Genomic DNA, 24,530 nt, shown 5'->3' with positions numbered 1-24,530 from the left:
TAGAGTACGCATTCATGCGCACGATGGCAATCAATGGCGATGACTTAACACAAAAAAGCTCCCAAATTTGGAAGCTTTTAATACTAAATACTGAGTCTAAAACTCAATTAGTTACCTGATGCCGTGCCGCTACCACCGCCAGTGTCAGGCGTGCCTGCACCCGCTTGTGGGTTAGTCGGTACATTGGCATTGTTTTGCGCAGGTACTGCAGCAACTGTATTTTGCGCCGCAGGTGCTGAATCAAGATTAGATTGCACCGTGTCTTGTGCTACACCGCTCGCCAGTGCAACTGTTTGTACAGTCTCTGTATTAACATTAGCTTGAGTTGCCGCTGACATGACTTGGTTTACGGCCGCTGTATTGTCTGCACCAACTGCATCAATAGCCGCAGCTATAACTTGGCTTGACGCTGCGTCGTTATCGGCACCGACAGTTTCAACAGCTGCTTGAACTACAGCACTAACAGCCGCTTCATTATTGGCACCAACAGTTTGGATAGCAGCTGTTACAATGCTTTGTGCAAGCTCAGGGTTTGCTGCAATCAGTTGCTTGATAACTGCCGCAACATCTTGACCTTCAGCTTGAGCTTGCGCAATTTGCTGTACAATATTTTCAGGTAAGGCTGCAGTATCCGCTGCCATGGCACTACCAACACTCAAGAACGAAGAAAGCAATAAAGCTGCCTTTAAGTTTTTCATACTATTCCTCATGGGTATGATCATTTAAATACTTGCACTGCTTGCTTCTTGGCAAACCGTGCCATTTTTCCTTTCAGTGTACTCAGTATAACTTGAAACGGGAACAACGCCTAGCCCCTGAAGGGCATCAATTTTCATTGTAAGACATAAATTTGCGGCATCTTGGCTTTCAACATGGGCGGCAATGACTTTTATATTGATACCATGACAAAGGGTGGTGACGGTATTAATAAAAAAGCGATAATCGGTCTGTTCGCAGTTTTTAATCAAGCCGCCGTCAATTTTCACATAATCCACACGTAAGTTCTGAATATACTGAAAGCTGCTAAAACTAGTACCAAACCTATCTAACGTAATTTTGATGTTGTGATCTTTGGCGCGATTAATAAAGTCGCGGCACACCTTAGCTGAATAAACCAAAGCAGATTCATTCACTTCAAAAATAAGCGGCGGCAACAGGTGCTGCACTTCAGGTAATGTATCAAATAGCCAGTCATTAAAGTCATGATCATACAAAGAGCAATTACTGATGTTGATTGCGACAGGCGTGTGTTTTATGGCTTTGATTTTTTGCAAAATATAAGACACCACCGCACGCTCTAAACTCAACACAAAACCATACCGCTCGGCCATGGCAAATACGTCTGAAGTATCTAAATGTTCATTGTTATGTTTAAAGCGAATAAACAACTCTTGATATTCAACTTCTTGGTTCGCGTTTACAACAGGCTGTATAGAAATATCGAAAATTTGCTCATATACATTGAGTGATTCATCTAATAAGGTGTCGGAAAAGTGCGTTGCCACCTCAATAATGTCAATTAGCGAGGTGTATTCAGTCAAAATACTGTGCCATTCATCTTTAGTTTTACCTGAGATGGTTTCATCAACGAGTGGCATCACCTGACCAAAGTGCTTTTCTTTGCTGATATGGGCGTCGATACGCATTAATAGTGCTTGAATTCGCTCATTTTTTCTTACTTTAACTAGCACGGGTTTGGATATTTGTGTGCCATGCTGTGCGATGGAAAAGGCACTGAATGATTGGCGAAGCTGATCAATTAAAAAGTCAGCTTGCTTGGCGGTCAATTTACCAAATAATGCGAATTCTGACCCTGATAGCTTGTATACTTTAAATTCATCATACAAGTCTGTAGTTTGCAGAATCAATTTCGCGCTGTGCGTGAGATAGGCGTCACCTTTTGCATAGCCTTCATTTTGATTAATAGTGCGCAGTTCGCTTAGGGTGACTAGGCCAAAGTAGAACTCGTCTTCGCGCGCTTGAATAGCGTTAAATTGCGCATCAAAATCTCGAATTAGTGCCTTTCGGTTACCAAGCCCTGTATGTTCATCGGTGTACACTTCTTGGCGTAACAACTCAATTTTTTGGTTTTGATTACTCAACAGGTTTTGCGCATGTTGAATATAACCGTTAATCGCAGAGGTGATCGCGTTCAACTCAAAAAGGCGTGATGGTGAGTTGAACTGCTCAAGCGTATCACTATTTTTATTTGCACTGTGGTTTTCTATCGCACTAATAAATTGCCTATACATTTTACCCAATACAAAAAATGCCAATGCCAATAAAACGACGATTCCAAACGCATTGAGTATATTGATTTTAAGCTGCTGATAGAGTGCTGAGTAAGCCGACCCCGAGTGTGCTTGAATATGCAGTGTTCCTGCGATATTCCAACCATTGGAGACTTCTTGCGTGACGCTTGGTGTATTTAAATCAATGAGATTAATTAGCCATGTGGGCACATCGTGCGGATGTTGTTTTACTTCAAATGTAAAACTGAGCGTAGGGTCGTTCGCTTCAAAAGTTATATTGGCATAATAGCCTGAATCAAATTGCGCCTTGACCATGGTCTGTGCAAGTACAATTTCATCGCTTGATATATAAGGAGCTATAGACATACCCAAATTCGTCGCGGTGTTTTGCGCTTGGTGGGTTAATTCGTTTTCTAAATATTGCTTAGTGACTTTTAAATCCTTAATAAAAGTCACCGACGTGAGCACAATAAACACAATTAACAGCGTGCTAAGCATAAGAGATTTAATTGAGAGTAAATAGCGCACGTTAAGTCCTTTTAATTAAATTGAGGTTTAGTTGCTTGTTTCTATTCTTGCGAGCATGGCGCTCCAATGCGTCATACGCGCGGTATCCGACAGCTTTTTACCCACACCATGGGCACGTGCTTGCCAAAGCCCCTTTGCATTAAAGGCATACACCGGTTTTAGGTCGGTTCGCCGATTTGCAGATAAAATTTTATTTATTGTGTTATCCAGCACCATAGGTACTTCGTTAGGCTTCTCGTAATACACTAAAACCATATGGGGTTCGTTGCTTGCGGCTATTCTAACATACATTAAGCGCATTTTGCTTTGCGCAATACCTAAGGCTCTGAGTGTCATATATTTAAATATCACATAGTCTTCGCAATCACCATAGCCTGTACCTAAACTTTCCACTGGCGTGGCCCAATAGTCACTCGCTTGCCAGTGTTGTTGATCGCTTAAATATTGAATGTGTTTATTAGCAAAGTTGTTGACCACATTTAGCTTTTGCCACGTTGAATCTTGTATGTGTGTGTTTATTAATTCATGCCATGCTTGAAAACGAGTTTGCGCTTGCGCGCTATAGTGTGTTTTGGCTTGGGCTAAAATCTGCTCTTCAAAAAGCTTATCAATATATTGGCTGTCGTCGCTCAAAATAAAAAAGGGCAATATGAGCGCAGCGACAAGGTAATAAGCTTTGAATGGTCGCATTTTTGTAACATTTGAGGAGGTTAAGTGAACAAAGACTAGCAAATATCACACTTGTGCGCAAAAAATACGGCTTTATCCTTTTTTTATTCACAATTAGCGGTTTTAATCGCCGCTTGTTTCCAACATGTTTCCTGTTAAAGAGCGAGCGCTTTGTAAGCTTCTGTTTGTTATTTAAACATGCAGCCAATAAGGGAACAAGGTTTATTTCCATGCGAAATTTTCACTCAGAAAAATGACTGAGTTTGCTTGCTATAGCGGTATTTTTCTAGGTACAATTGTCGCGCTTTGGTAAATAAATTTGTACCTAATTCTTAATTTAGTCTACTTACCAAAGTAAGTTTGTTATGTAACTCATATACTTACATAACGGTGGAGTAGTTTTTTAAAGGGACGTAACGTGACCAGTTTTGCCCAAAATAATGTTGCCAGCACGCAGCAACCTTCAAACATGCCTAAAGTAACTAAAGCCGTGATCCCAGTTGCTGGGCTTGGTACACGTATGTTGCCTGCAACTAAAGCCATCCCAAAAGAGATGTTACCCTTGGTTGATAAGCCGCTTATTCAGTATGTAGTGGCTGAAGCGGTAGCGGCAGGTATTACCGAAATAGTGCTCGTTACTCATTCGTCAAAAAACAGCATTGAAAACCACTTTGACACCAGCTTTGAGTTAGAAGCCACGCTTGAAAAGCGTGTAAAACGCCAACTATTGGAAGAAGTGCGCGCTATAGTGCCTAAAAATGTGACTGTGATCTCTGTACGCCAGCCAGTAGCAAAAGGGCTGGGCGATGCTATTTTATGTGCTCGCTCCGTGGTGGGGGAATCGCCATTTGTAGTGATGCTACCAGATGTGATCATCGATCAATACCACAGTGATTTAAAGCAAGACAACCTTGCGGCTATGATCAAACGCTTTAATGACACCGGTGTAAGCCAAATTATGGTCGAGCCTGTGCCACAGGAACGCGTAAACCAATACGGTATTGTAGACTTAAACGGTCAACAACCAGCTGCGGGTAACACAGCACCAGTAAAAGACATGGTTGAAAAACCTGATGTAGACACAGCCCCTAGTAATTTATCTATCACAGGTCGTTATGTATTGTCTCACAATACTTGGGACATTTTAGAATACACCCCACCAGGTGCTGGCGATGAAGTGCAGCTTACCGACGCATTACACCAACTATTACTCATGGAACCAATCGAAGCCTATGAAATTGTGGGTAAGTCTCATGATTGCGGCAGCAAGTTAGGGTATATGGTCGCGAACTTGGAGTATGGACTGCGTTGCTCGAATTTGGGTGAGGACTTCAAACAGCACATTAAGCAAACTCTTACGGTTGCCAACTCTAAAGTAGAGCTAATAGCTTAACCGTTTATTTAAATAAGTAAGTAAAAAATTATGGAATTTGAAAAAGCACGCCGCACTCATTTAAAGCAATTAGAAGCTGAATCAATTCATATTATTCGCGAAGTTGCTGCCGAGTTTGATAACCCAGTAATGCTCTATTCAATTGGTAAAGATTCTGCAGTAATGCTGCACTTAGCGCGTAAAGCATTCGCACCGGGTGTGCCACCGTTTCCATTAATGCACGTAGATACAAACTGGAAGTTTAAAGAAATGATCCAGTTTCGTGATGCCATGGCCAAAAAGATTGGTATGGACTTAATTGTTCACCAAAACCCTGAAGGCATTGCGATGAATATGAACCCGTTTGACTTTGGTTCTTCAAAGCATACCGATGTAATGAAAACACAGGGCTTGAAACAAGCATTAGATAAATATGGTTTTGATGCTGCTTTTGGTGGTGCTCGCCGTGACGAAGAAAAGTCACGCGCGAAAGAGCGCGTATATTCATTCCGAGATAAAAACCACCGTTGGGACCCAAAAAATCAGCGCCCTGAGCTTTGGAATGTGTATAACGGCAAAGTAGATAAAGGTGAGTCAATTCGCGTATTCCCGCTAAGTAACTGGACTGAACTTGATATTTGGCAATATATCTACCTTGAGAACATTGAAATTGTGCCGCTTTATTTAGCAGCTAAACGCCCTGTTGTTGAGCGTGATGGCATGTTAATAATGGTAGATGACGAGCGTATGCCGATTGGTGAAGACGAAGTAATTGAAGAAAAAATGGTACGTTTTAGAACGCTAGGCTGTTACCCGTTAACTGGTGCCGTTGAATCAGAAGCAACATCACTCACTGAAATCATTCAAGAAATGTTATTAACAACCACATCTGAAAGGCAAGGCCGAGCAATTGACCACGATTCATCTGGTTCTATGGAAAAGAAAAAGCGTGAGGGGTACTTTTAATGAGCCATGCATCTGATTTAATCGAAAAAGACATTGAAGCTTATTTAAAGCAGCACGAAAACAAAGATCTCTTGCGCTTTTTAACCTGTGGCAGTGTCGATGATGGTAAATCCACTTTAATTGGACGCTTGTTATTTGATTCAAAGCTTATATATGAAGATCAAATGGCGGCGATTGAAAGCGACTCTAAAAAGTTTAATACCACAAATGAAGACTTCGATTTAGCATTATTAGTCGACGGTTTGCAGTCAGAGCGTGAGCAGGGCATTACCATTGATGTTGCATATCGTTACTTCTCTACAGATAAGCGTAAGTTTATTATTGCAGACACCCCAGGCCATGAGCAATACACTCGTAATATGGCAACGGGTGCGTCTACTGCCGATTTAGCCATAGTGATGATTGATGCACGTAAAGGCGTTCTTACTCAAACACGTCGTCATTCATATATCGCAAGTTTACTTGGTATTAAGCATATTATTGTGGCTATCAACAAGATGGATATTGTCGACTACAGCCAAGAAGTTTATGAAAACATTAAAGAGCAGTATAAAGGGCTAAGTGACAAGCTTAACTTGCAAGACGTGCAATTTGTACCACTTTCAGCATTGAAAGGTGACAACGTAGTAAACCCAAGTGAAGATATGCCTTGGTATACAGGCCCTACCTTAATGCAGTTGCTTGAAACCGTAGAAATCGCCAGTGACAATAACTACACAGATTTCCGCTTTCCTGTGCAGTATGTTAACCGCCCAAATCTTGATTTTAGAGGTTTTTGTGGCACGGTAGCATCGGGCGTTGTAAAGCCGGGCGATGCAGTGACAGCATTACCATCAGGTAAAACAAGTACAGTTAAAAGCATTGTAACCTACGAAGGTGATATTGAAGACGCTTACGCAGGCGATGCAATTACCATTACCTTAAATGATGAAATTGACATTAGCCGTGGCGATATGTTGGTGCACTCCCACAATCTACCTGAAGTAACTAATAACGTTAGTGCCAATATTGTGTGGATGAGCGAAACTGAACTTGCGACAAACAAAGAGTATTTATTCAAGTTTGCATCAAAAGCAGTAACAGGCTTTGTTTCAAACGTAAAACATGAAGTAGACATTAACACCCTTGAAGTGAAAGCTGATAAGCAACAAGTCCTACCGCTAAATGGCATTGGCCTTGTAGATGTACAACTAAATGAAGCGATTGCTTTAGATGTGTATAAATCAGTAGAGCAAACCGGCGCATTTATTGTGATTGATAAGCTCACTAATGTAACAGTTGGCGCGGGTATGGTTGAAGCGTTATCTGAATCTGCTCAAAGTAGTATTGTAAAACGTGTTTATACAGAAGCTGAGATTGCCTTAAATCAATATGTAAGAGAGCACTTCCCTGAGTGGGGCTGTAGTAACGTTGAGGTTAGTAAGTAATGAAAATTGCTGTTGCTGGTACTGGCTATGTAGGCCTTTCAAATGCGATGTTACTTGCGCAACACAACCAAGTGGTTGCAATTGATATAGTAAAAGAAAAAGTCGATATGCTAAATGATGGCATATCACCTATTGTTGACGCAGAAATTGAAGAATTTCTTCAAAATAAAAATTTAGACTTTATAGCAACAACCAATAAAAAAACAGCCTATGAAGACGCTGATTACGTTGTTATAGCAACCCCGACTGATTATGATCCTGAGACCAATCACTTTAATACTAAATCAGTAGAAGCGGTAATAGCAGATGTACAAGCGATTAACCCGAAGGCTGTTATGGTAATCAAGTCGACTGTACCAGTGGGTTACACAAAACGCATAAAGCAGAAGCTATGTTGTAATAACATATTCTTTTCACCAGAGTTTTTACGTGAGGGTAAGGCCCTTTACGATAACCTACACCCATCAAGAATCATCGTAGGTGAAAAGTCTGAACGCGCAGAAGTATTTGCCAATTTATTAAAACAAGGTGCCATAAAAGAAAACGTACCAACGCTGCTTGTTGAATCAACAGAAGCTGAGGCTGTGAAACTTTTCTCAAATACCTACTTGGCTATGCGCGTATCGTACTTTAATGAATTAGACACCTATGCCGAAACGCATGGTTTAGATACAAAACAAATCATTGAAGGTGTTAGTTTAGACCCTCGTATTGGAAATCATTATAACAACCCGTCATTCGGGTATGGCGGCTACTGCTTACCAAAAGATACAAAACAACTGCTCAAAAACTTCGAAGATGTACCAAATTGTTTGATTAATGCAATAGTAGATGCGAATAGAACGCGTAAAGATCATATCGCTTTTTCTATTCTCAACAAACAGCCAAAAGTGGTTGGCATATACCGCCTTATTATGAAATCGGGCTCGGATAACTTCAGGGCTTCCAGCATTCAGGGGATCATGAAACGCATCAAGGCAAAAGGTGTTGAGGTAATTGTATATGAGCCGAGTCTAGACGATAAGCAATTTTACAATTCTGAGGTTGTGAATTGTTTAGCTGAATTTAAAGATAAATCAGATGTAATAGTATCAAACCGCCTGAACGAAGATTTAAGTGATGTGTTAGATAAAGTGTATACAAGGGATTTGTTTGGAAACGATTAAGTTTTTAGACTTATCTGAATTAGAGTTAATTATGAAAGTAAGTTTATTTTGTGTCGGCGCAGCCAAGGCTGGTACCACTTCCATTTTTGAGTTATTAAAGAACTCGAAACAATTAGAGATTCCTTTAGATAAAGAGCCACATTATTTTGGTGAATATTGTGTGGGGCCGAAAAAGTTTGAAACATTAAACGAATATCATTCGAATTACAAAGATATTAATTCAAATAGAAAGGCACTAGATTTTTCTACTTCATATTTATATTCAGAAACTGCCAGTAAAGAAATTTTTGAATATAACCCTGATGCTAAAATTTTGATCGTTGTTAGAAATCCAATAGATAGGGCTGTTTCTTTATATAATCATCAGAGACGCAGTATGTTGGAAAGTAAAGATATAGAAGCTGCTTTTAGTTCTGAATATGAAAGGATAAAATCGGGTTATGATTACGGTTTTCACTATGCTACTAGTGGTTTGTACTATGAACAGATTAAACGCTTTTATAATACTTTTCCAAAAGAGCAAATTTTAGTGCTAACTTTTGATGAACTGGTTAAAGAACAAAGGAGCACCTTAAGGAAAGTGTTAAACTTTTTTGATATCAGTGATATAGATGAGTCTGAAACGCTATTGCCACAAGAAAATAAAACCGGTATACCTAGAAATAAATTTATTCAAACCCTTTTAGTTAAGGACTACCCTTTGAAAGGAATTCTAAAAAAAATAGTTCCAGCTAGCTTAGTACAATCAACAAGAAAAAATAATGTCGGAAGTAAACAAAATGCTAGCGTTTCTCTTAAAAAATACCTTGCAGACTTTTTTAGAGAAGATCAACGAAAACTTCAGGAGTTTCTAAGTAATATAAATGACACGTAAAAATTTCTGTGAGATTACAATAGCAATCTCTACTTATAAAAATAGAGTTGTGGAAGCGTTAAAGATAGCTGAACAATTTATCGCTCAGGGTTTTAAAGTATTAATTGTTCATCAAGCTTCAGAACCTTTCGACTTTACTCATAAAGAAAACCTAGAGTATATCTTTGATAAAAGCAGAGGAGTGACTATTAGTCGAAATATTGCAGTATCAAATGTTAAAACAAAATATATTTGGTTTATGGACGACGATATCTCTATAAATATTCTAATTTTAAAAAGATATGCTGAATATGTTTTGGGTAATGATGGTGATTGTTACTTGTGCCGAATATCAGATGAAAATGGAAAACTACGTAAAAGATATCCTGATTTAAATAAAAAGATTAACAAGTTTAGTGTTTTAAATGTAGGTACAATAGAAATATTGGTCAAAGTAAGCCTGTTAATCCAAAAAAACATTATTTTTCCTGAAGATATGGGTGCTGGAAGCGAACTCCCCGTAGGCGATGAAAGCGTTTTTATGGCTAAGTTAATTGATGCGGGTCTTGACATCAAAGCTACTAATTTGATTCCCATAATTCATCCTGAAGATTCGTCAGGTACTTCATTCACAGCAAGTTTTTTAAGATCGAAAAAGTTATCTTTTAAACGAATCTTTGGATGGAAAGGTCATTTTTTATATATAATCTTTTGCATCAAAAACAAAGATAGTATTAAACAAGAAGGGTTAAAACTTTATCAGGCTGCGCTCATATAATGTTACTTTCCAAAAAAAGATTATCAACAGGCATAGTATTGACAATTTTGTTCTTTTCACTTTATGTTACGCCAGAAATTTCAGTTGGCAGCATGAAAATCCCTTATATGGTGCCTTATTTACTATTTTGTTTAGGTGTACTTTTACAACTGGTGCAATTGAAAATTGATAAGCAATTATTAAGGGGGTTTCTATTAATAGTAACCTTAAGCGTTTTATGTGTATTCATTGTGCCTAAAGTTGGTTCTTTTTTTACAGAGCGCCTGACGGGAGCTATTCAACTTATTTTGAGCTTTTCTTTGTTTGCTTTTCTTTTAAGAAGTGTAAAGCATATTGACATCGATATATTTCTGAAAGCTTTGATTAGCTTTTTGTATTTTCTTCTAATCATTGTGTTTGTTGAAAGACTAGGTTTCTTGAATCAGGAGTTTGATATAATAAGGGAGTTTTTATATGCAAATAGCCTTTACGTTGGCTATGAAAGAGACCTTATAATTTATGGATATAGACGGCCAATGGGACTAATGAAAGAACCAGCGCACTTAGCGTGGCTATCAGCGCTTTTACTTTTTGCAATTTATAGAATGAGGGCGCTTCCATTAGTGAATGTAATAGTAATTGGTTTATTATTCATGATTCTAATTAGCTCCCCAATTATATTACTATTTTTTCTTGCAATAGGCTTAGATAAGTTTATGGAAAGTAAGAAAAATGTGTTTTTTTTGTTTGTGTTCGGCTCTGCATTTTTAATAATCATAACTAAACTATTTTTCTTTGAAAGGTTGGATGGTTTTTCATCTGGAACTGACATTAGTTTTCTATCAAGAGTTCTAGGTCCCCCTATTGTTGCATTCAATGTTATAAAGGACTATCCGCTATTTGGACTCGGTTTAACGGCTGATACGTTAACTTCGGATTATGTTTATAGAGCTTTTTTCAATTTTGCAGATGCAAGTGCATTGAACAGGCTTGATGATGAAATACTTGCAAAGCGGGTAACCAATTATTTTTTTCTGTCATTTGTATATATGGGGTTGGTGGGGGTGTTAATATTTTATTTCACTATTTATTCACAAATAAAAGGTTGTCTAGCTACAAAAAAAACATCAGTAATCCTTTTACAGTTTATGTTGTTCTCATTAGGTATGGGGGGAATTGTTACTGCTAAGGTTTTCGTGGCACTTTTTCTTTTATCTTTCATATATTATTATAGAGAAACAAAAAACCAATGAAGTCAAAAATATCCATAATTATCCCCATATTTAATGAAGAAGATTTTATTGAAAAATGTCTTGATAGTATTTTTGAGTCTGTATTTGATGATCAGTCTTATGACTATGAGGTTTTATTAAGCGATGGGCAGAGTACAGACAAAACATTATCAATATTAAGAATGCTTAGTAATAAATACACTTTTAAACTTCTGACAAACTCAAAAAGAAAGCAAGTGTATGCGCTTAATCAAATGATAAAGTATGCATCAGGTGACTACATAGTGCGTTGTGACGCACACGCTACTTATCCTAAGGGTTATTTTAAAACATTAGTTAATTACTTAACTGAAAATGAAAATGTTGGCAATGTTGCTTATAGAGTGAACACTGTTCCTCTGGGAGATGGTCCAATCGAAAGTGCTATTGCTTTTTGTTTAGGCTCTAAATTCGGCGTAGGTTCGTCACATAGAACTCATGAGACTAATAATGTTGAAGAGTGTGATACTGTACTTTTCGGTGCCTGGAGAGCATCGATTTTTAAAGAAGTTGGTGAATTTGATGAATCATTCATACGTGGTCAAGATTTAGAACATAATATTAGAATAAAGAAAGCTGGCTTTAAGATTGTACAAATTCCGGGTGATTGTATTAATTATTTCTCCAGGAACAAACTTGGAAAGTTAAGTAAAATGATGATGCAGTATTCATCAGTTAAACCAGCAATTTACAAAAAGCATTCAATTTTCCCTAATGTTAGGAGCTTTGTACCCTTACTTTTTGTCATTACTCTTATCACTTTACTATATGTTAGCTTTAACGCTTTTACAGTTCTAATACTTGCATATATATTTAGTGCTTATACATTCTCTCTACCGTTACTGAGAAGTAAAGGTCTTAAATCCTACCTGGTTACTCCTTGCGTTTTTTTTATACAACACATCTCTCATGCCTTTGGATGGTTTGCAGGTATGTATAAGGTGATTAGTAATAAAACAGACTGGGAATCTACAAGGTAGTATTGTGTTAAGGAGAGTAGTCGAAGTTTTTTTCGTAAGAGGATTTGGTGCTGCGGCAGGTTTCTTAGTAACCCTTACCGTTGCCCGCTTTTTTAATGCCGTTGATGCAGGGTATTTACTGTTTTCTCTTGCTCTCGTGTCGCTGCTTGGAACATTAATTACACTTGGTTCACCTACTTTATTAATTAAGCTTGTGGGTGCTGAGGCGGATAAAAACTGGTGTAAAATTAATTTTGGATTCAGTAGCCTCACATTTTATACTTTGCTCTTAGGGTTATTATGTTTTACAGTTTTTATCTCTTTCGATAATTATATAGCTGAAATTTTTGATAAACCCGAATTAACTCCGTTAATGCCAATTGTTGGTGTTTCGTTAGCTGTGTTTGCGCTTGTACAGTTAATTGCAGGTGCTTTGCAAGGTAAGCAAGTTACCGTATTTGCAAGTATTGTACAAAACGTTGTTACGCCTTTGTGCTTCTTAATGCTGATAGCACTTGCCTACTTTTGGTCAGTGAATTTGGATGCGATACAAGGTTTAACCCTTTATTGTGTTTGTTTGCTATTTTCAGCACTTTTAGGTTTAACCTTTTGGTTTAAAGATAAACGCGCAAAGTTTAACTTATCTTTAAAGCTAGATAATTCTTTAAAACAAGCATTATTACCATTGTTTATGGTTATGATTATGACGCAGTGCGTGCAGTGGGCAGGGCAACTTGCTACAGGTAAATATTTAAGCGCTGAAAATATCGCTTATTTTGCATCTGCTCAACGTACTGCATTACTTGCAAGTTTTGTTCTCATTGCTGTTAATTTGGTCGTCGCACCAAAATTTGCTAATGCGTTTTCAAAAGGTAATCATACTGAGGTTGATAATTTATCTAAACTATCAAGCAAATTAATGCTTGTTATGGCCACACCGGTTTTGTTGTTTATGTTGGTGTTTCCTGAGTTTTTAATGGACTTGTTTGGTGAGGAATACGTTATTGCAGCACCTTTACTACAGATAATGGCAGTAGGGCAATTTATCAATGTCATTACTGGTTCAGTGGGGTACTTATTGAATATGACAGGCCATGAAAAAGATTTTAGAAATGTGGTGTTATTTTCAGGCCCACTCGCGATTTTTTTAGCGTTTTGGTTGACTAAAGATTACGGACTTTATGGTGCCGCTTATGCGACTGCTATATCAGTAGCGACGCAAAACCTACTTGCTGTATGGATGGTAAAAAAACGTTTGGGCTTTAATACCCTTAATATTTTTCGTAAATTACCTGTTAATGGCCCGCAGTAAAAGAGAAAAATAAGAATAAAATGGAATTGTTTTTTCAAAGTCAAACTTGGGTCGCGTGTAATATAATGGCACTGTTAGTTGCGCTAGTGGTGTTTAAAATTAGGCCGCTATTAGTGTTTGCTGGGGTGGCATCAGTGCTTTTTTTAACGGGTACGATTGCGCAAACAACGTATTTATCTGGTTTTACTAATAGTGCCTTGGTTACCCTCGTGCTGTTGTTAACCTGCAGTTTTGCTATAGAAAAAACAACCTTCATACGCAAGATTGGCAATGTGTTAAGTAAAGGTCGTTTTATTGGTAACTATTTTAAACTCCTAGTATGTGCTTGTTTTATGTCATCTGTTACAAATAATACAGCAGTGGTTGCCACCTTAATGGCAAGTATAAAACAAAGCTTACCCAATGATGCGAGTCGCTATTTATTACCGCTGAGTTACGCAAGTATTATTGGCGGTACGCTTACCCTAGTTGGTACCTCAACCAATTTGATAGTAGCCAGTTTTGTTGAAGATGCGGCGCTAACACCACTTTCGCTTTTTAGCACTACGCCAGTGGCAATATGGGTAGTGTTAGCATGCTTGCTTACTTTAATATGTACTATTCCACTATTACCTAAATTAACGTCACAAGATTCAGCTAACACGAATGCTTATTTTTTAGAAGCAAAAGTGCGGAATGACTCTAACTTAGTTGGTAAAACGCTACTGGAAAATGGCTTTCGCGATTTAGGCAGTTTGTTTTTAGCTGAGGTTATTCGTGGCGATAAGCTCATTAGCCCAGTAAGGCCAAGCGATATTATAGAAGCAGGTGATAGGTTGTTATTTTCTGGTGATTTAACTGATGTTGCTACGTTAGGGCAGTTCGATAAATTACAAATAGTCGGTGAAACCAGTTATAGCAATAACTTAAACTTAGTTGAAGTCATTGTATTACACGAAAGTAGCTTATTAGGCAAAACCATTAAAACAGCGCAGTTTCGAGCACGTTTTAATGCGAGTGTAGTGGGTGTAAAACGTGGTAACCAAACGCTATCAGGTGGGTTAGGTAAAGTTGTTATAAGTGCAGGTGATGTATTGTTACTTGCAGTGGGGAGTGACTTTAAAACGCGCAAAAACCTTAAACGAAACTTTATTATTTTGAATGATGATTTTGCGAATAACCTGCTAAGTAAACGTGCAAGTTTGCTTTCAGTGGTTGGTTTTATTGCCGTACTGGGTTTAGCGGCATTTAATATACTGCCTTTGTTAAAGGGCTTATTGTTATTGCTCGCCAGCTATATCTCGTTTGGGCTTATAAGTGTACAAGAAATAAGGCGAAGATTACCGTTTGAAATAGCCATTGTAGTTGGCTGTGCGCTTGCCATTGCGAGTGCCGTTTATAGTTCAGGTTTAGCTAATACGCTCAGTGACTACGTATTACTTATTACCAGCTATTTCGGTGTTTATGGTGCTTTTATTGGAGTGTTTATTGTGTCACTTATACTCACAGAGCTTATTACGAATAATGCAGCAGCGGCATTAGTGTTTCCTATTGCGTTAAGTGTAGCTAACTCCTTTGGCCTTGACCCAATGCCATTCATTATGGCAGTCGCATTTGGTGCAAGTGCAAGCTTTATAACCCCTTATGGTTATCAAACAAACTTGATGGTATATTCTGCTGGCGAATACCAGTTTAAAGACTATTTAAAACTTGGCTTGCCCGTTTCGTTTGCTTATACAGTCACTGCTTTATTTGTAATTCCTATTATTTACCCCTTTTAAACTTTTAATAAATTGACGGACTAACGTTTAACTCCATGACAAATACTCCATACATAAATAAAGAGACGGAAGCTAAATCGTCAGACGTTGTTTGGCATCAAGCAAGTGTTACGCATCAAGAACGTGTTGCCAGCAATAACCACAAACCACTCGTAATTTGGTACACAGGGCTAAGTGGCTCTGGTAAGTCAACCGTGGCTAATGCGGTAGATAGACAATTACATGATAAAGGCTGTAAAACTTACGTGCTTGACGGTGACAATGTACGCCATGGACTCAATGGTGATTTGTCGTTTACCGATGAAGACCGGGTAGAAAATATTCGCCGTATTGGCGAGGTCGCAAAGTTATTTGTAGATGCAGGCTTAATAGTCAGCTCTGCGTTTATTTCGCCGTTTAGGGCTGACCGTCAAATGGTAAAAAACCTGTTAGAGCCAAGTCAATTTATTGAAGTATTTATAGATACACCTATTTCTGTGTGTGAAGAACGAGATCCAAAAGGGCTTTATAAAAAAGCGCGCAGTGGCGAAATTAAACACTTTACTGGTATTAGCTCAGATTACGAAGCACCGATAACCCCTGAAATATGTGTTAAAACAGCAGAACAGTCTATTGAAGCCTGTGCAGAGCAAATTGTTAGTTATTTAATTCAAAATGAATATGTGCAGCCTACACAGGATACGCGACTATGATTTATGATGTTTTTAATGGTGATGCTGACGGCATCATTGCGTTACTACAGCTTCGTTTGAATGAGCCTGTAGAGAGTAAGTTAATCACAGGTGTAAAACGCGATAATAACTTACTAAAACATGTTGATTTATCACTTGCTACAAAAGTAAATGCCCTTGATATTTCGATGGAAAAAAATACGCAAGCGCTAGAGTTAATTTTAGCAAATAGTATTCATGTGTTTTATTGCGACCATCACAGGACTGGCAAAGTACCCAACTCTAGCTATCTTGAAACATTAATAGATACTGCACCGGAAATTTGTACTAGTTTATTAATCAATAAGATGCTTGATAATAAATATATACTATGGGCAATTGCAGCTGCGTATGGTGATAACTTGGTCTCTGTTGCCGATGAGCTGGCAGAAGAAAATGAGCTGACAAAAGAACAAAGGTCATTTCTAAAAGAGCTTGGTACATTGATTAATTACAATGGGTATGGTGCTAGCTTGGCAGATTTACATTTTGACCCGGCTGAGCTCTATAAGAAATTGAGTAATATTGAAAATCCGCTCCAACTGGAAAGTGATACCAGCTCTGTGTTTTATACTTTGCGAACTGGCTATGAGAAAGACTTAAAATACGTCAGCGATATAGAGAGTTACTTTTGTAGCGAATTGTGTGAAGTTTATGTTTTACCTTGTGAAGCTTGGGCAAGAAGAATTAGTGGCACGTATGGAAATCTGCTAGCAAATAGTAACCCAAGCAAAGCACACGCAGTGCTTACGCTTAACGAAGACGGTACATACTTAGTCAGCGTAAGAGCTCCCTTAGAAAACCGTATTGGCGCAGATGAAATTTGTACTCAATTTGTAAGCGGGGGAGGCCGAAAAGCAGCTGCGGGAATAAACAAGTTACCGCAAGACCAACTTACTAAATTTGTGCAAGTATTATCGAACTACTATAGATAATTTGTATCGATAATTGGAATCTAAGGCTATAGTGCTTATGTTTTTACCAATCGTATTAGCAGGCGGTTCTGGAACTCGACTATGGCCGATTTCAAGAGAGCGCTTTCCAAAACAGTTTCATCGGTTCGGAAAAAGTCAGCACACCTTGTTGCAACAAACCTTGCAGCGTTTAGAGGGACTAGAGCAATCATCGCCTTTGCTTATTTGTAACGAAGAGCACCGTTTTATTGCGGCAGAGCAGTTGCGTCAAATGAATGTGAATGATGGCAAGATAATTTTAGAACCAGTTGGCAGGAATACTGCACCAGCTATTGCATTGGCGGCTTTTAAAGCCATTGAGCAGGGGGAAGATCCTCTATTACTGGTACTGGCAGCAGATCATGTAATTAAAGATAGTAAGGCATTTCATTTAGCAATTGAGCAAGCATCAAATTTGGCCAGTGTTGGGCATTTAGTTACGTTTGGAATTGTGCCGACTCACCCTGAAACTGGGTATGGTTATATTAAGCGTGGCAATAGTGTTGATGAGAAAGGCTATGCTGTTGCTCAGTTTGTAGAAAAGCCAGATCAAGCTCGCGCTCAACAATATTTAGACAGTGGTGACTACTACTGGAATAGTGGCATGTTTATGTTTAAAGCAAGTCGTTATCTAAATGAGTTAAAGCGCTTTCAGCCTGAGATTTATAAAGCGTGTGAATTAGCGCTGGGTGAGCAAACGCCGGATTTAGATTTTATTCGCATTAATAAAGCTGAGTTTGAAGCATGCCCAGGTGATTCCATTGATTATGCGGTAATGGAAAAAACAGAGCATGCTGTAGTGGTGCCACTTGATGCAGGTTGGAGTGATGTTGGCGGTTTTGCTGCGCTTTGGGATGTCTCGGACCAAGATAAGAACGGCAATGCATTTCGTGGCGATGTCAAAGCGGTTGATACCCACAACACTTTGGTGTGCAGTGATGATAAATTAGTGGCTACAGTGGGTGTTCAAGATTTAGTGGTCATAAACACCAAAGATGCGGTTTTGGTGGCTCATAAAGATAAGTCACAACAAGTTAAAGCCATTGTGAATGAATTAAAAGCTGAGCATCGCCCTGAAGTGACTTTTCATCGTGAAGTGTATCGCCCTTGGGGTAAGTATGATTCTATTGATAATGGTGAACGTTTTCAGGTTAAGCGTATCACGGTTAAACCGGGCGCGAAGCTATCAGTGCAAATGCACCACCATAGAGCGGAACATTGGATTGTAGTTTCAGGTACAGCTAAGGTACTAATTGGTGATACTGAGCAGTATGTCACAGAGAATGAGTCGGTATATATTCCTATTACCCAAGTACATGCGCTAGAAAACCCCGGTAAAGTCAATTTAGAGTTGATTGAAGTGCAGTCAGGCTCTTACTTGGGTGAAGATGACATTGTGCGCTTTGAAGACAAATACGGACGGGCATAATATGCAAGCATGCGAAATCATTAAGCAAAGCGGGATTAGCTTTGGTACCAGCGGCGCAAGGGGCTTAGTAAGCCAGTTTACCCCGCAAGTATGCGGTGCGTTCGCCAGTGCATTTGTGGCGAGTCAAACAGAGGTAGCGCGAGTCGCGATTGCCATTGATAATCGTCCAAGCAGTCCTGCAATTGCACAGGGCTGTATTGCAGCTTTGAAAGCGCTCAATATTGATGTGGAGTATTATGGCGTAGTACCTACGCCAGCGCTTGCTTATGCAGCGCAGCTTAAGCAGATCCCTGCGATCATGGTAACGGGCAGTCACATTCCTTTTGATAGAAATGGCTTAAAGTTCTACCGCACTGATGGGGAAATAACCAAGGCGGATGAACAGGCTATTTTAAACAGCCAAGTGGCTGTAGAAATGTTTGATTTGACTGAGTTGCCTATAGCCGATAGCTTTGCACGTCAACAGTATTTAGCTCGTTATTTGAATGTATTCACAGGTCAACCGCTTGCAGGTAAACGTATTGGTATTTATCTACATTCAAGCGCGGGAAGAGCGTTATACCCAGAGCTATTTAAAGTTTTAGGGGCTGAGGTTGTCGAACTGGGTTGCAGTGATGAATTTGTGCCTATTGATACTGAGGCGGTTGCAGAAGAAGACAAGCAACAAGCTCGTGTTTGGTCAAAAGAGTATGATCTAGATGCGATTTTTTCCACAGATGGTGACGGTGATAGACCTTTATTGGCCGACGAAAATGGTGAGTACCTAAGAGGCGATATTCTGTGTTTATTGGCAGCTCAATATTTGAAGATTGAAGCGCTTGCTGTGCCTGTTAGTTGTAATACAGCCATTGAGCTAACAAACAGTTTTAAACAAGTAGTACGCACTAAAATAGGCTCACCGTATGTGATTGAAGTTTTTTCTGAACTTGCTAAATCTCATGCAAGTGTTGCTGGTTTCGAAGCCAATGGCGGCTTTTTATTAGCCTGTGATTTGCAGTTAAACAGCCAGACCATGCAACAACTGGCGACGCGTGATGCGCTTCTACCTGCTTTATGTGTACTCGTTGCTGCAAAATCGGGATCGATAAGTCAGCAGTTAAACAAACTGCCACAACGTTTTACGCATAGCGATCGAATCAAAGACTTTGCTACAACACGAAGTCAAGCAATTATAGAACAAGGCAAAGCAAAACCCTTAGTCCTGTTGGAGAAATTGGGGATTAAGGGAATTGTTGAGCAGGTAGATGTAACCGATGGCCTAAGGCTAACACTCAATTCTGGAGATATCGTTCACTTGCGCCCCTCTGGGAATGCGCCAGAACTTCGCTGTTATGCTGAAAGCGAGTGTGAGCCTCAGGCACAAAGAATCGTTTCAAATGTATTAGCAAAGGTTTCTGGGGGTTTTTAATACGCTTAGAAGACCCTGAAATAAATTCAGGGTGACGTGGTTATGGATTACTTTATTCTTGAGAAGACTATACGGCGACCCGATCCTGTTCGATACAATTTGGAATGACAAAAAGCGCTACAATATTTGCTGTTTCGTCATCCTGACGGAGGTCAGGATCTTACAAATATAAAATGTGTTCAAATAGCTAACATACCGTCATCCTGACGAAGGTCAGGATCTTCCAGAGAAAATACAGTTCCAGTTAGCACAGCTTTTTCAATAAATACTCTCTGCGCTTTTTATCTTCTGGTTGCTTTGAAAACTTAAAGTACGTGCATAGTACTTGTTGTTGATTGTAAAAGCGTGCTGTTTCAATAAGCTTTGTTAACTTACCGCCATTAAATGAACTCATTTTCTCGGCACTTTTAAAAACTTGTTGCTTTTGAGCAACAGTCAGTTCTGGCCAATAGGCTAAGCCTATCATCATGGTTTGGTTGAGCACTTGCCATGTGTATGGGCCAAACTGATGAGCCAATTCTAGCGTGTACAACGCTTGTTTAATATCACGTGCAAAAAAAGCCTGCTGGTGGGCGAGGTCGGCATAGGTTTGTGGCCAAGCGGGGCGTGAGTTTATCGACTGGCTATATAAATCAGCAATTGTATCATCGGGTTGTGCTTCAAATTGAGAAGCGCGGCCCCATTCTAATAGTTTGGCTTGGGTGACTTGGTAGTAACTTTGCGCTGAGTCGAAGGCCAGAGATGTTTCAGCTGCTTGTTTTGCATCATTGTACGCAAGCTCTGTTACAGGCTTGCCTTTTTGCCATAGGTCTAAATAGTACTTAGCTTTAAAGTGATAGGCGCTCCCTAAGGCCAAGTGGTAACTTTTTACAATTAACCAAATGCACAGCGGTGCTATGGCAGCTAAAGCTATATATTGCATATAGCGATTTTGAACTGGGTTATTATTATTTTTCAAGCCTACAACCTGTATTAATCAAATGAAAAGTGCGCTTTGGCAATGTCTTTAGGCGTCGTGTAAGTGAGCTTGTGCGCATACTCATCACCACAAAGTGCTGCTATTTTCTCTCTTGCTTCTGCCATTTTGGGGGGGCGGCGGTGCATTGAGTGGCTGTCACTTGCGACTATGCTAAATAGCTTTTCCTGCAGCCAGTATTCCGCGAGGGCTTTGGGTTTACTACCCATATCATCTAATACTGAGGCGGCGGTTAACTGAAATAAACAGCCCATATTAACGAATTGTTTAATTTTTTCAGGGTATTGCTGTAGCTCACGGTTACGCTCAGGGTGCGCTATCATAGGTACTACATTGTTGCTGAGTAACCATTTTACTAATTTGTCGGCCCCTGCGGGTATTTGGCTATGAGGCATTTCCAGTAGCAGCACTTTTTTACCTTGATATTCACCGAGGAAAGGTAGCTTATTTTGCGGTAATAGTGCCAGCATTTCCGTGCCGATGCGAACTTCTGCGGCGGCGCTTACTTGTACTTCACAGGATGAGTAGCTGAGCGCGTGTTTTACTTCACCAAGCGCGTTCATTATCGTGGTTTTATTGTTATCGAATGTACCAAAGTGAATGTGTGGGGTGGCTACGATATGCGTGATACCTTGTTTTACAGCTGCGTCGATCAGCAAAATGGAGTCTTTTATTGTTTTTGCACCATCGTCAATACCGGGAAGTATATGGCAGTGTAAATCTATCATTCTAAGGCCTTGAGCTGTTTCACTATGGAGTATTTTCGGCCGTATTGTACCGACTATTTGGTGTGAAGACTATAAAGGGGAGGGGAAATAAAAAAGCGTGAATCTACAATTAATACAAATCGTTTAGGAGATCCGGGCTTTCGTCAGGAAGACGACAGATGTTGTTTGACTATTGTCGTCTCCCTAATTAATTGCATAATTGACACTATTGCGTCATTCTGAACTTGCTACAGAATCTCTGCACTTTAAACAAGTGCGGCTAGAATCAACATGCGCGCTTAATGTTGTTGGTACTATAACCAATCCAGCTAAGCGGCTTTCCCGCTATCACTTTGCTCATACGCTTGGTAGTAACCATATTGGCCATAGTAGCTTTGCGCATCTTTAGTATCAAACTGGTTGAGTACTACACCAAACACTTTTGCATGTGCCTGATTGAGCTTAGCTAAGCTATTTTTGATTAAAGCCGTACGAGTCGAATTGGCTTTCACAACCATTACTACCGCGTCAGCCAAAGGTGAAATAACTAAAGCATCACTGACAGCCTGTACTGGTGGCGTATCGACAATGATTTTATCGTAGCGACGTTGTAGCTCAGTCAATAGCTCTTTAAAGCGAGGTTGTGCCAATAGTTCAAGCGGGTTTAGTGGGATTGCACCTGCCGGCATAACATCAACATGCGGCTTAACTTCACTTACAATACAATCGTCGATTGAGTCTGTCATAGCTAGGTAGTTTGCCAAACCTGCTTGATAAGTAGGCAAGCCAAGTCGTTTGCCCAACGTTGGTTTACGCATATCCGCATCAATAATTAATACACGCTCAAGGGCTGAAAATGCATAAGCCAAGTTCATTGACGTTGAAGTTTTGCCTTCAGATGGGAATGAAGACGTTACTTCAATGATACTCATCGGTCTATCAAGAGCCAACAAGCTCATTGAGGTGCGAATAGAGCGCACCGACTCAGCAAACATTTTCTGATCTTTGTCAAAGAAGGCTTCATCACGTTGCTCAGCCGCCTTTTTATCAAGTAGAGGCACATAACCTAAAACGCGCTGTGCGAGGCTGGTTTCCGCATCATGGCTTGACTTAATGGTGTCGTTTAAGCTGTCGTGCACAAACGCAATAACAATACCAAAGCCAATTGTAGCTACAAACACCAGAGCCACAATTAGTGACTTTTTAGGTTTAACTGGTTCTGAGGTAACAATGGCTCGGTCGGTAAAGCGCGCTACAGGAGAGTCAAAGTCGCCCGTCACAGCCGTTTCTTTTTGACGAGAAAGGAAATTATCGAATAGTTGGCGGTTGGTTTGTACTTCACGCAACAAACGGCGGTATTCAGTTTCAACCGAGCTTAATTGACTAAAGCTGCTACGTGCTTGCTCAAATTGTTGTTTGAGCGCCTCGTAGTTTTGTGATGCGGTACGTGCTTCGTCTTCAATACCTTGCACTAAGCGCTGAATTTGTGCGCGCAGGCTTTCTTTTACAGCACTAAGCTCCGATTGCACCGCAATCATTTTTGGATGCTTAGGACCATATACTTTAGACAGCTCAGATAACTTACGTTCAACCATGATCACTTCGCGCTTCACGTTTTGGATAGAGCTGTGTGAGGTGATCTCAGGTAAGCTCTCTAGCCGTGCAATATCATTTTTTCCGTACTTTTGTACTAGTTTTAAAAATGCTTCCGCTTCAGCGGCGCGTGAGCGAGTGGTCACTAGCTCCTTATTTAAGTTTTCAAGTTCTTGGGCATCTAGTGACGTAATGCCTGCAATATCTACAAGGTTATGCTCTTTTCGATAAGATTCTAAACGGCGCTCGGACTCATCCAATTGAGTACGTAACTCACCTAATCGACTACCCAACCAAGCATTGGCTTTTTGTGTAATGCCTAGTCTAGCTTCTAACTGTGAATTAATATAAGCATCACCTACCGCATTGGCGACTTGTGCTGCAAGTGCTGCATCGTGAGTTTCAAAGCTGATCTTTACTAATTGTGTTTTTCTAACAGGGCTGATTGAGAGTTTTTCTATAAACAAATCAATTTGTTTCTGTTTTAAAAGGATTGAAAGCTGCTCTGAGTTCAATTCGTCATTGCTTGCTGGTAAGAAATCAATACTTGCTTTGAGTCGGCTGAGGGCCGATGGCTTCATTAGAAAGTCAGGGTGCTGCGCAAGGTTTAGCTGATCAAACACACGTTCGGCAATAGAACGTGACTTTAATATTTCAAACTGAGTGAGATAATACTCTTGCTGTGAAGAGTTGATACCGTACACTTCTTCAATCTTGATAGCGCGGGCTTGCTCAGCCTCAATTAATAATGTGGCGGTTGAGCGAAATACGGGTTTCAAGCTTAAAACCACAAATACGGCGATCACAGACGTTAAAATGGCCAGCATTAAAATGCGCCATTTGGCTCGCATAATCACGGTAAAATAATGACGTAAATCGATCACTTCTTCTTGCTGATTTTCAGTAGGCTGAAGTGCGTTATGTACTGCGGTCATTAGAAAAATCTCTGTTCAATGGTAATGGTGTCACCGGCTTTTATACGCGCGGTTAATGAGCCTTGCTCTTTTTCACTTTTGGTGCCTTCGCGGCTAATAAATATTTTTTCGCGAGACGCACGTTCGGTCAAACCGCCTGCCAGTGCAACTGCTTGGTTGACGGTCATGCCTGGTTGGTATGGATAGCCACCGGGTTTTTTAACTTCACCATGAATGTAAAAAGGGCGGTATTCTTGAATACCCACAAAAACATTCGGTTGTACTAGATAGTCGCCTTTTAAGCCATTATAGATAAGCTGCTCAGCTTCTTTAATGGTGAGGTTGTTTAGGCTAACGACTCCTAAAAATGGGTAATTGATGCTGCCACTATCGGTCAGTTGGGTTTCAAGCTCTAAGTCTTGATGGCCAAATACCTTGATAATGACTTTATCGCCTGGGCCAAGCCTGTAAACACTTTCGGAAGCATAAGCGCTTCCGAAAGTTAATAACAAGCTTAGTATTAAAAATACTTTATATTTCATAAGCTC

The 24,530-nt window shown here is 39.7% G+C and carries 21 protein-coding genes; 14 read left to right on the top strand and 7 right to left on the bottom strand.

Annotated features, from left to right (window positions below):
* Positions 1-107: 107 nt before the first annotated feature.
* From ACW689_RS03705 to ACW689_RS03695, 3 genes are read right to left on the bottom strand one after another with little or no spacing between them, the layout of a single operon-like run.
* The gene (locus tag ACW689_RS03705) at positions 108-698 is read right to left on the bottom strand and encodes a hypothetical protein (protein ID WP_476288550.1); all 591 of its coding nucleotides are present in this window, start codon (positions 696-698) and stop codon (positions 108-110) included.
* A 24-nt stretch (positions 699-722) separates the two neighbouring features.
* Positions 723-2,780, bottom strand: coding sequence for a bifunctional diguanylate cyclase/phosphodiesterase (locus ACW689_RS03700; RefSeq protein WP_476288549.1), 2,058 nt, complete (start codon positions 2,778-2,780; stop codon positions 723-725).
* A 27-nt stretch (positions 2,781-2,807) separates the two neighbouring features.
* Positions 2,808-3,470: a transglutaminase-like cysteine peptidase gene (locus ACW689_RS03695; RefSeq protein ID WP_476288548.1), complete on the bottom strand. Its 663-nt coding sequence runs from the start codon at positions 3,468-3,470 to the stop codon at positions 2,808-2,810.
* A gap of 448 nt (positions 3,471-3,918) precedes the next feature.
* On the opposite strand from ACW689_RS03695, the gene galU reads away from it, so the two are divergent.
* Genes galU through ACW689_RS03625 form a run of 14 tightly spaced genes read left to right on the top strand, consistent with a single transcriptional unit; the run spans position 3,919 to position 19,792 of the window.
* Positions 3,919-4,842, top strand: a complete 924-nt coding sequence (gene galU / locus ACW689_RS03690; protein WP_476288604.1) for a UTP--glucose-1-phosphate uridylyltransferase GalU — start codon at positions 3,919-3,921, stop codon at positions 4,840-4,842.
* 30 nt (positions 4,843-4,872) lie between these two features.
* Complete coding sequence (gene cysD, locus ACW689_RS03685; RefSeq protein WP_476288547.1) at positions 4,873-5,787, top strand: sulfate adenylyltransferase subunit CysD; 915 nt, start codon at positions 4,873-4,875, stop codon at positions 5,785-5,787.
* Complete coding sequence (cysN, locus tag ACW689_RS03680) at positions 5,787-7,214, top strand: sulfate adenylyltransferase subunit CysN (RefSeq protein ID WP_476288546.1); 1,428 nt, start codon at positions 5,787-5,789, stop codon at positions 7,212-7,214. Before cysD ends, cysN begins: the two co-directional genes overlap by 1 nt.
* On the top strand, positions 7,214-8,380 hold the full coding sequence (locus ACW689_RS03675) for a nucleotide sugar dehydrogenase (protein WP_476288545.1): 1,167 nt from the start codon (positions 7,214-7,216) through the stop codon (positions 8,378-8,380). Before cysN ends, ACW689_RS03675 begins: the two co-directional genes overlap by 1 nt.
* Positions 8,367-9,254 carry a sulfotransferase domain-containing protein gene (locus tag ACW689_RS03670; protein ID WP_476288544.1) on the top strand — a complete coding sequence of 296 codons (888 nt, stop codon included), beginning with the start codon at positions 8,367-8,369 and terminating at the stop codon, positions 9,252-9,254. Before ACW689_RS03675 ends, ACW689_RS03670 begins: the two co-directional genes overlap by 14 nt.
* Positions 9,244-10,011: a glycosyltransferase family 2 protein gene (locus ACW689_RS03665; RefSeq protein ID WP_476288543.1), complete on the top strand. Its 768-nt coding sequence runs from the start codon at positions 9,244-9,246 to the stop codon at positions 10,009-10,011. Before ACW689_RS03670 ends, ACW689_RS03665 begins: the two co-directional genes overlap by 11 nt.
* Entirely contained in the window at positions 10,011-11,243 is a 1,233-nt protein-coding gene (locus ACW689_RS03660; RefSeq protein ID WP_476288542.1) for a hypothetical protein, read from the top strand. Before ACW689_RS03665 ends, ACW689_RS03660 begins: the two co-directional genes overlap by 1 nt.
* Positions 11,240-12,241: a glycosyltransferase gene (locus tag ACW689_RS03655; protein WP_476288541.1), complete on the top strand. Its 1,002-nt coding sequence runs from the start codon at positions 11,240-11,242 to the stop codon at positions 12,239-12,241. The genes ACW689_RS03660 and ACW689_RS03655 overlap by 4 nt, the downstream gene beginning before the upstream one ends.
* Positions 12,242-12,245: 4 nt before the next feature.
* A complete protein-coding gene (locus ACW689_RS03650) occupies positions 12,246-13,532 on the top strand; it encodes a flippase (protein WP_476288540.1) in 1,287 nt (428 codons plus the stop codon).
* 20 nt (positions 13,533-13,552) lie between these two features.
* On the top strand, positions 13,553-15,292 hold the full coding sequence (locus ACW689_RS03645; RefSeq protein WP_476288539.1) for an SLC13 family permease: 1,740 nt from the start codon (positions 13,553-13,555) through the stop codon (positions 15,290-15,292).
* A gap of 35 nt (positions 15,293-15,327) precedes the next feature.
* Positions 15,328-15,984, top strand: a complete 657-nt coding sequence (cysC, locus tag ACW689_RS03640) for an adenylyl-sulfate kinase (protein WP_476288538.1) — start codon at positions 15,328-15,330, stop codon at positions 15,982-15,984.
* Positions 15,981-16,937: a DHH family phosphoesterase gene (locus tag ACW689_RS03635; protein ID WP_476288537.1), complete on the top strand. Its 957-nt coding sequence runs from the start codon at positions 15,981-15,983 to the stop codon at positions 16,935-16,937. Before cysC ends, ACW689_RS03635 begins: the two co-directional genes overlap by 4 nt.
* 37 nt (positions 16,938-16,974) lie before the next feature.
* Complete coding sequence (locus ACW689_RS03630; RefSeq protein ID WP_476288536.1) at positions 16,975-18,384, top strand: mannose-1-phosphate guanylyltransferase/mannose-6-phosphate isomerase; 1,410 nt, start codon at positions 16,975-16,977, stop codon at positions 18,382-18,384.
* 1 nt (position 18,385) lies between these two features.
* Entirely contained in the window at positions 18,386-19,792 is a 1,407-nt protein-coding gene (locus ACW689_RS03625) for a phosphomannomutase (RefSeq protein ID WP_476288535.1), read from the top strand.
* 244 nt (positions 19,793-20,036) lie between these two features.
* Here ACW689_RS03625 and ACW689_RS03620 read toward each other — a convergent pair whose 3' ends face one another.
* The 4 genes from ACW689_RS03620 to ACW689_RS03605 form a co-directional block, all read right to left on the bottom strand.
* Positions 20,037-20,750 carry a hypothetical protein gene (locus ACW689_RS03620; RefSeq protein ID WP_476288534.1) on the bottom strand — a complete coding sequence of 238 codons (714 nt, stop codon included), beginning with the start codon at positions 20,748-20,750 and terminating at the stop codon, positions 20,037-20,039.
* A gap of 14 nt (positions 20,751-20,764) precedes the next feature.
* Positions 20,765-21,496 (bottom strand): tyrosine-protein phosphatase, encoded by a 732-nt coding sequence (locus ACW689_RS03615; RefSeq protein WP_476288533.1) that lies wholly within the window; start codon positions 21,494-21,496, stop codon positions 20,765-20,767.
* Between the two features lie 308 nt (positions 21,497-21,804).
* Positions 21,805-24,003 carry a GumC family protein gene (locus ACW689_RS03610; RefSeq protein ID WP_476288532.1) on the bottom strand — a complete coding sequence of 733 codons (2,199 nt, stop codon included), beginning with the start codon at positions 24,001-24,003 and terminating at the stop codon, positions 21,805-21,807.
* Positions 24,003-24,524: a polysaccharide biosynthesis/export family protein gene (locus ACW689_RS03605; RefSeq protein WP_476288531.1), complete on the bottom strand. Its 522-nt coding sequence runs from the start codon at positions 24,522-24,524 to the stop codon at positions 24,003-24,005. Before ACW689_RS03605 ends, ACW689_RS03610 begins: the two co-directional genes overlap by 1 nt.
* Between the last annotated feature and the right edge of the window lie 6 nt (positions 24,525-24,530).

It is taken from the genome of Pseudoalteromonas sp. ABE4_541, assembly GCF_056312285.1.
This window is presented reverse-complemented; position numbering and strand designations above follow the sequence as displayed.

Excerpts from the sequence above, each read along its gene's own strand:
- ACW689_RS03705 (WP_476288550.1), bottom strand. The coding sequence starts at position 698 with ATGAAAAACTTAAAGGCAGCTTTATTGCTTTCTTCGTTCTTGAGTGTT.
- ACW689_RS03695 (WP_476288548.1), bottom strand. The coding sequence starts at position 3,470 with ATGCGACCATTCAAAGCTTATTACCTTGTCGCTGCGCTCATATTGCCC.
- galU (WP_476288604.1), top strand. The coding sequence starts at position 3,919 with ATGCCTAAAGTAACTAAAGCCGTGATCCCAGTTGCTGGGCTTGGTACA.
- cysD (WP_476288547.1), top strand. The coding sequence starts at position 4,873 with ATGGAATTTGAAAAAGCACGCCGCACTCATTTAAAGCAATTAGAAGCT.
- cysN (WP_476288546.1), top strand. The coding sequence starts at position 5,787 with ATGAGCCATGCATCTGATTTAATCGAAAAAGACATTGAAGCTTATTTA.
- ACW689_RS03675 (WP_476288545.1), top strand. The coding sequence starts at position 7,214 with ATGAAAATTGCTGTTGCTGGTACTGGCTATGTAGGCCTTTCAAATGCG.
- ACW689_RS03665 (WP_476288543.1), top strand. The coding sequence starts at position 9,244 with ATGACACGTAAAAATTTCTGTGAGATTACAATAGCAATCTCTACTTAT.
- ACW689_RS03660 (WP_476288542.1), top strand. The coding sequence starts at position 10,011 with ATGTTACTTTCCAAAAAAAGATTATCAACAGGCATAGTATTGACAATT.
- ACW689_RS03655 (WP_476288541.1), top strand. The coding sequence starts at position 11,240 with ATGAAGTCAAAAATATCCATAATTATCCCCATATTTAATGAAGAAGAT.
- ACW689_RS03645 (WP_476288539.1), top strand. The coding sequence starts at position 13,553 with ATGGAATTGTTTTTTCAAAGTCAAACTTGGGTCGCGTGTAATATAATG.
- cysC (WP_476288538.1), top strand. The coding sequence starts at position 15,328 with ATGACAAATACTCCATACATAAATAAAGAGACGGAAGCTAAATCGTCA.
- ACW689_RS03635 (WP_476288537.1), top strand. The coding sequence starts at position 15,981 with ATGATTTATGATGTTTTTAATGGTGATGCTGACGGCATCATTGCGTTA.
- ACW689_RS03630 (WP_476288536.1), top strand. The coding sequence starts at position 16,975 with ATGTTTTTACCAATCGTATTAGCAGGCGGTTCTGGAACTCGACTATGG.
- ACW689_RS03625 (WP_476288535.1), top strand. The coding sequence starts at position 18,386 with ATGCAAGCATGCGAAATCATTAAGCAAAGCGGGATTAGCTTTGGTACC.
- ACW689_RS03615 (WP_476288533.1), bottom strand. The coding sequence starts at position 21,496 with ATGATAGATTTACACTGCCATATACTTCCCGGTATTGACGATGGTGCA.
- ACW689_RS03610 (WP_476288532.1), bottom strand. The coding sequence starts at position 24,003 with ATGACCGCAGTACATAACGCACTTCAGCCTACTGAAAATCAGCAAGAA.
- ACW689_RS03605 (WP_476288531.1), bottom strand. The coding sequence starts at position 24,524 with ATGAAATATAAAGTATTTTTAATACTAAGCTTGTTATTAACTTTCGGA.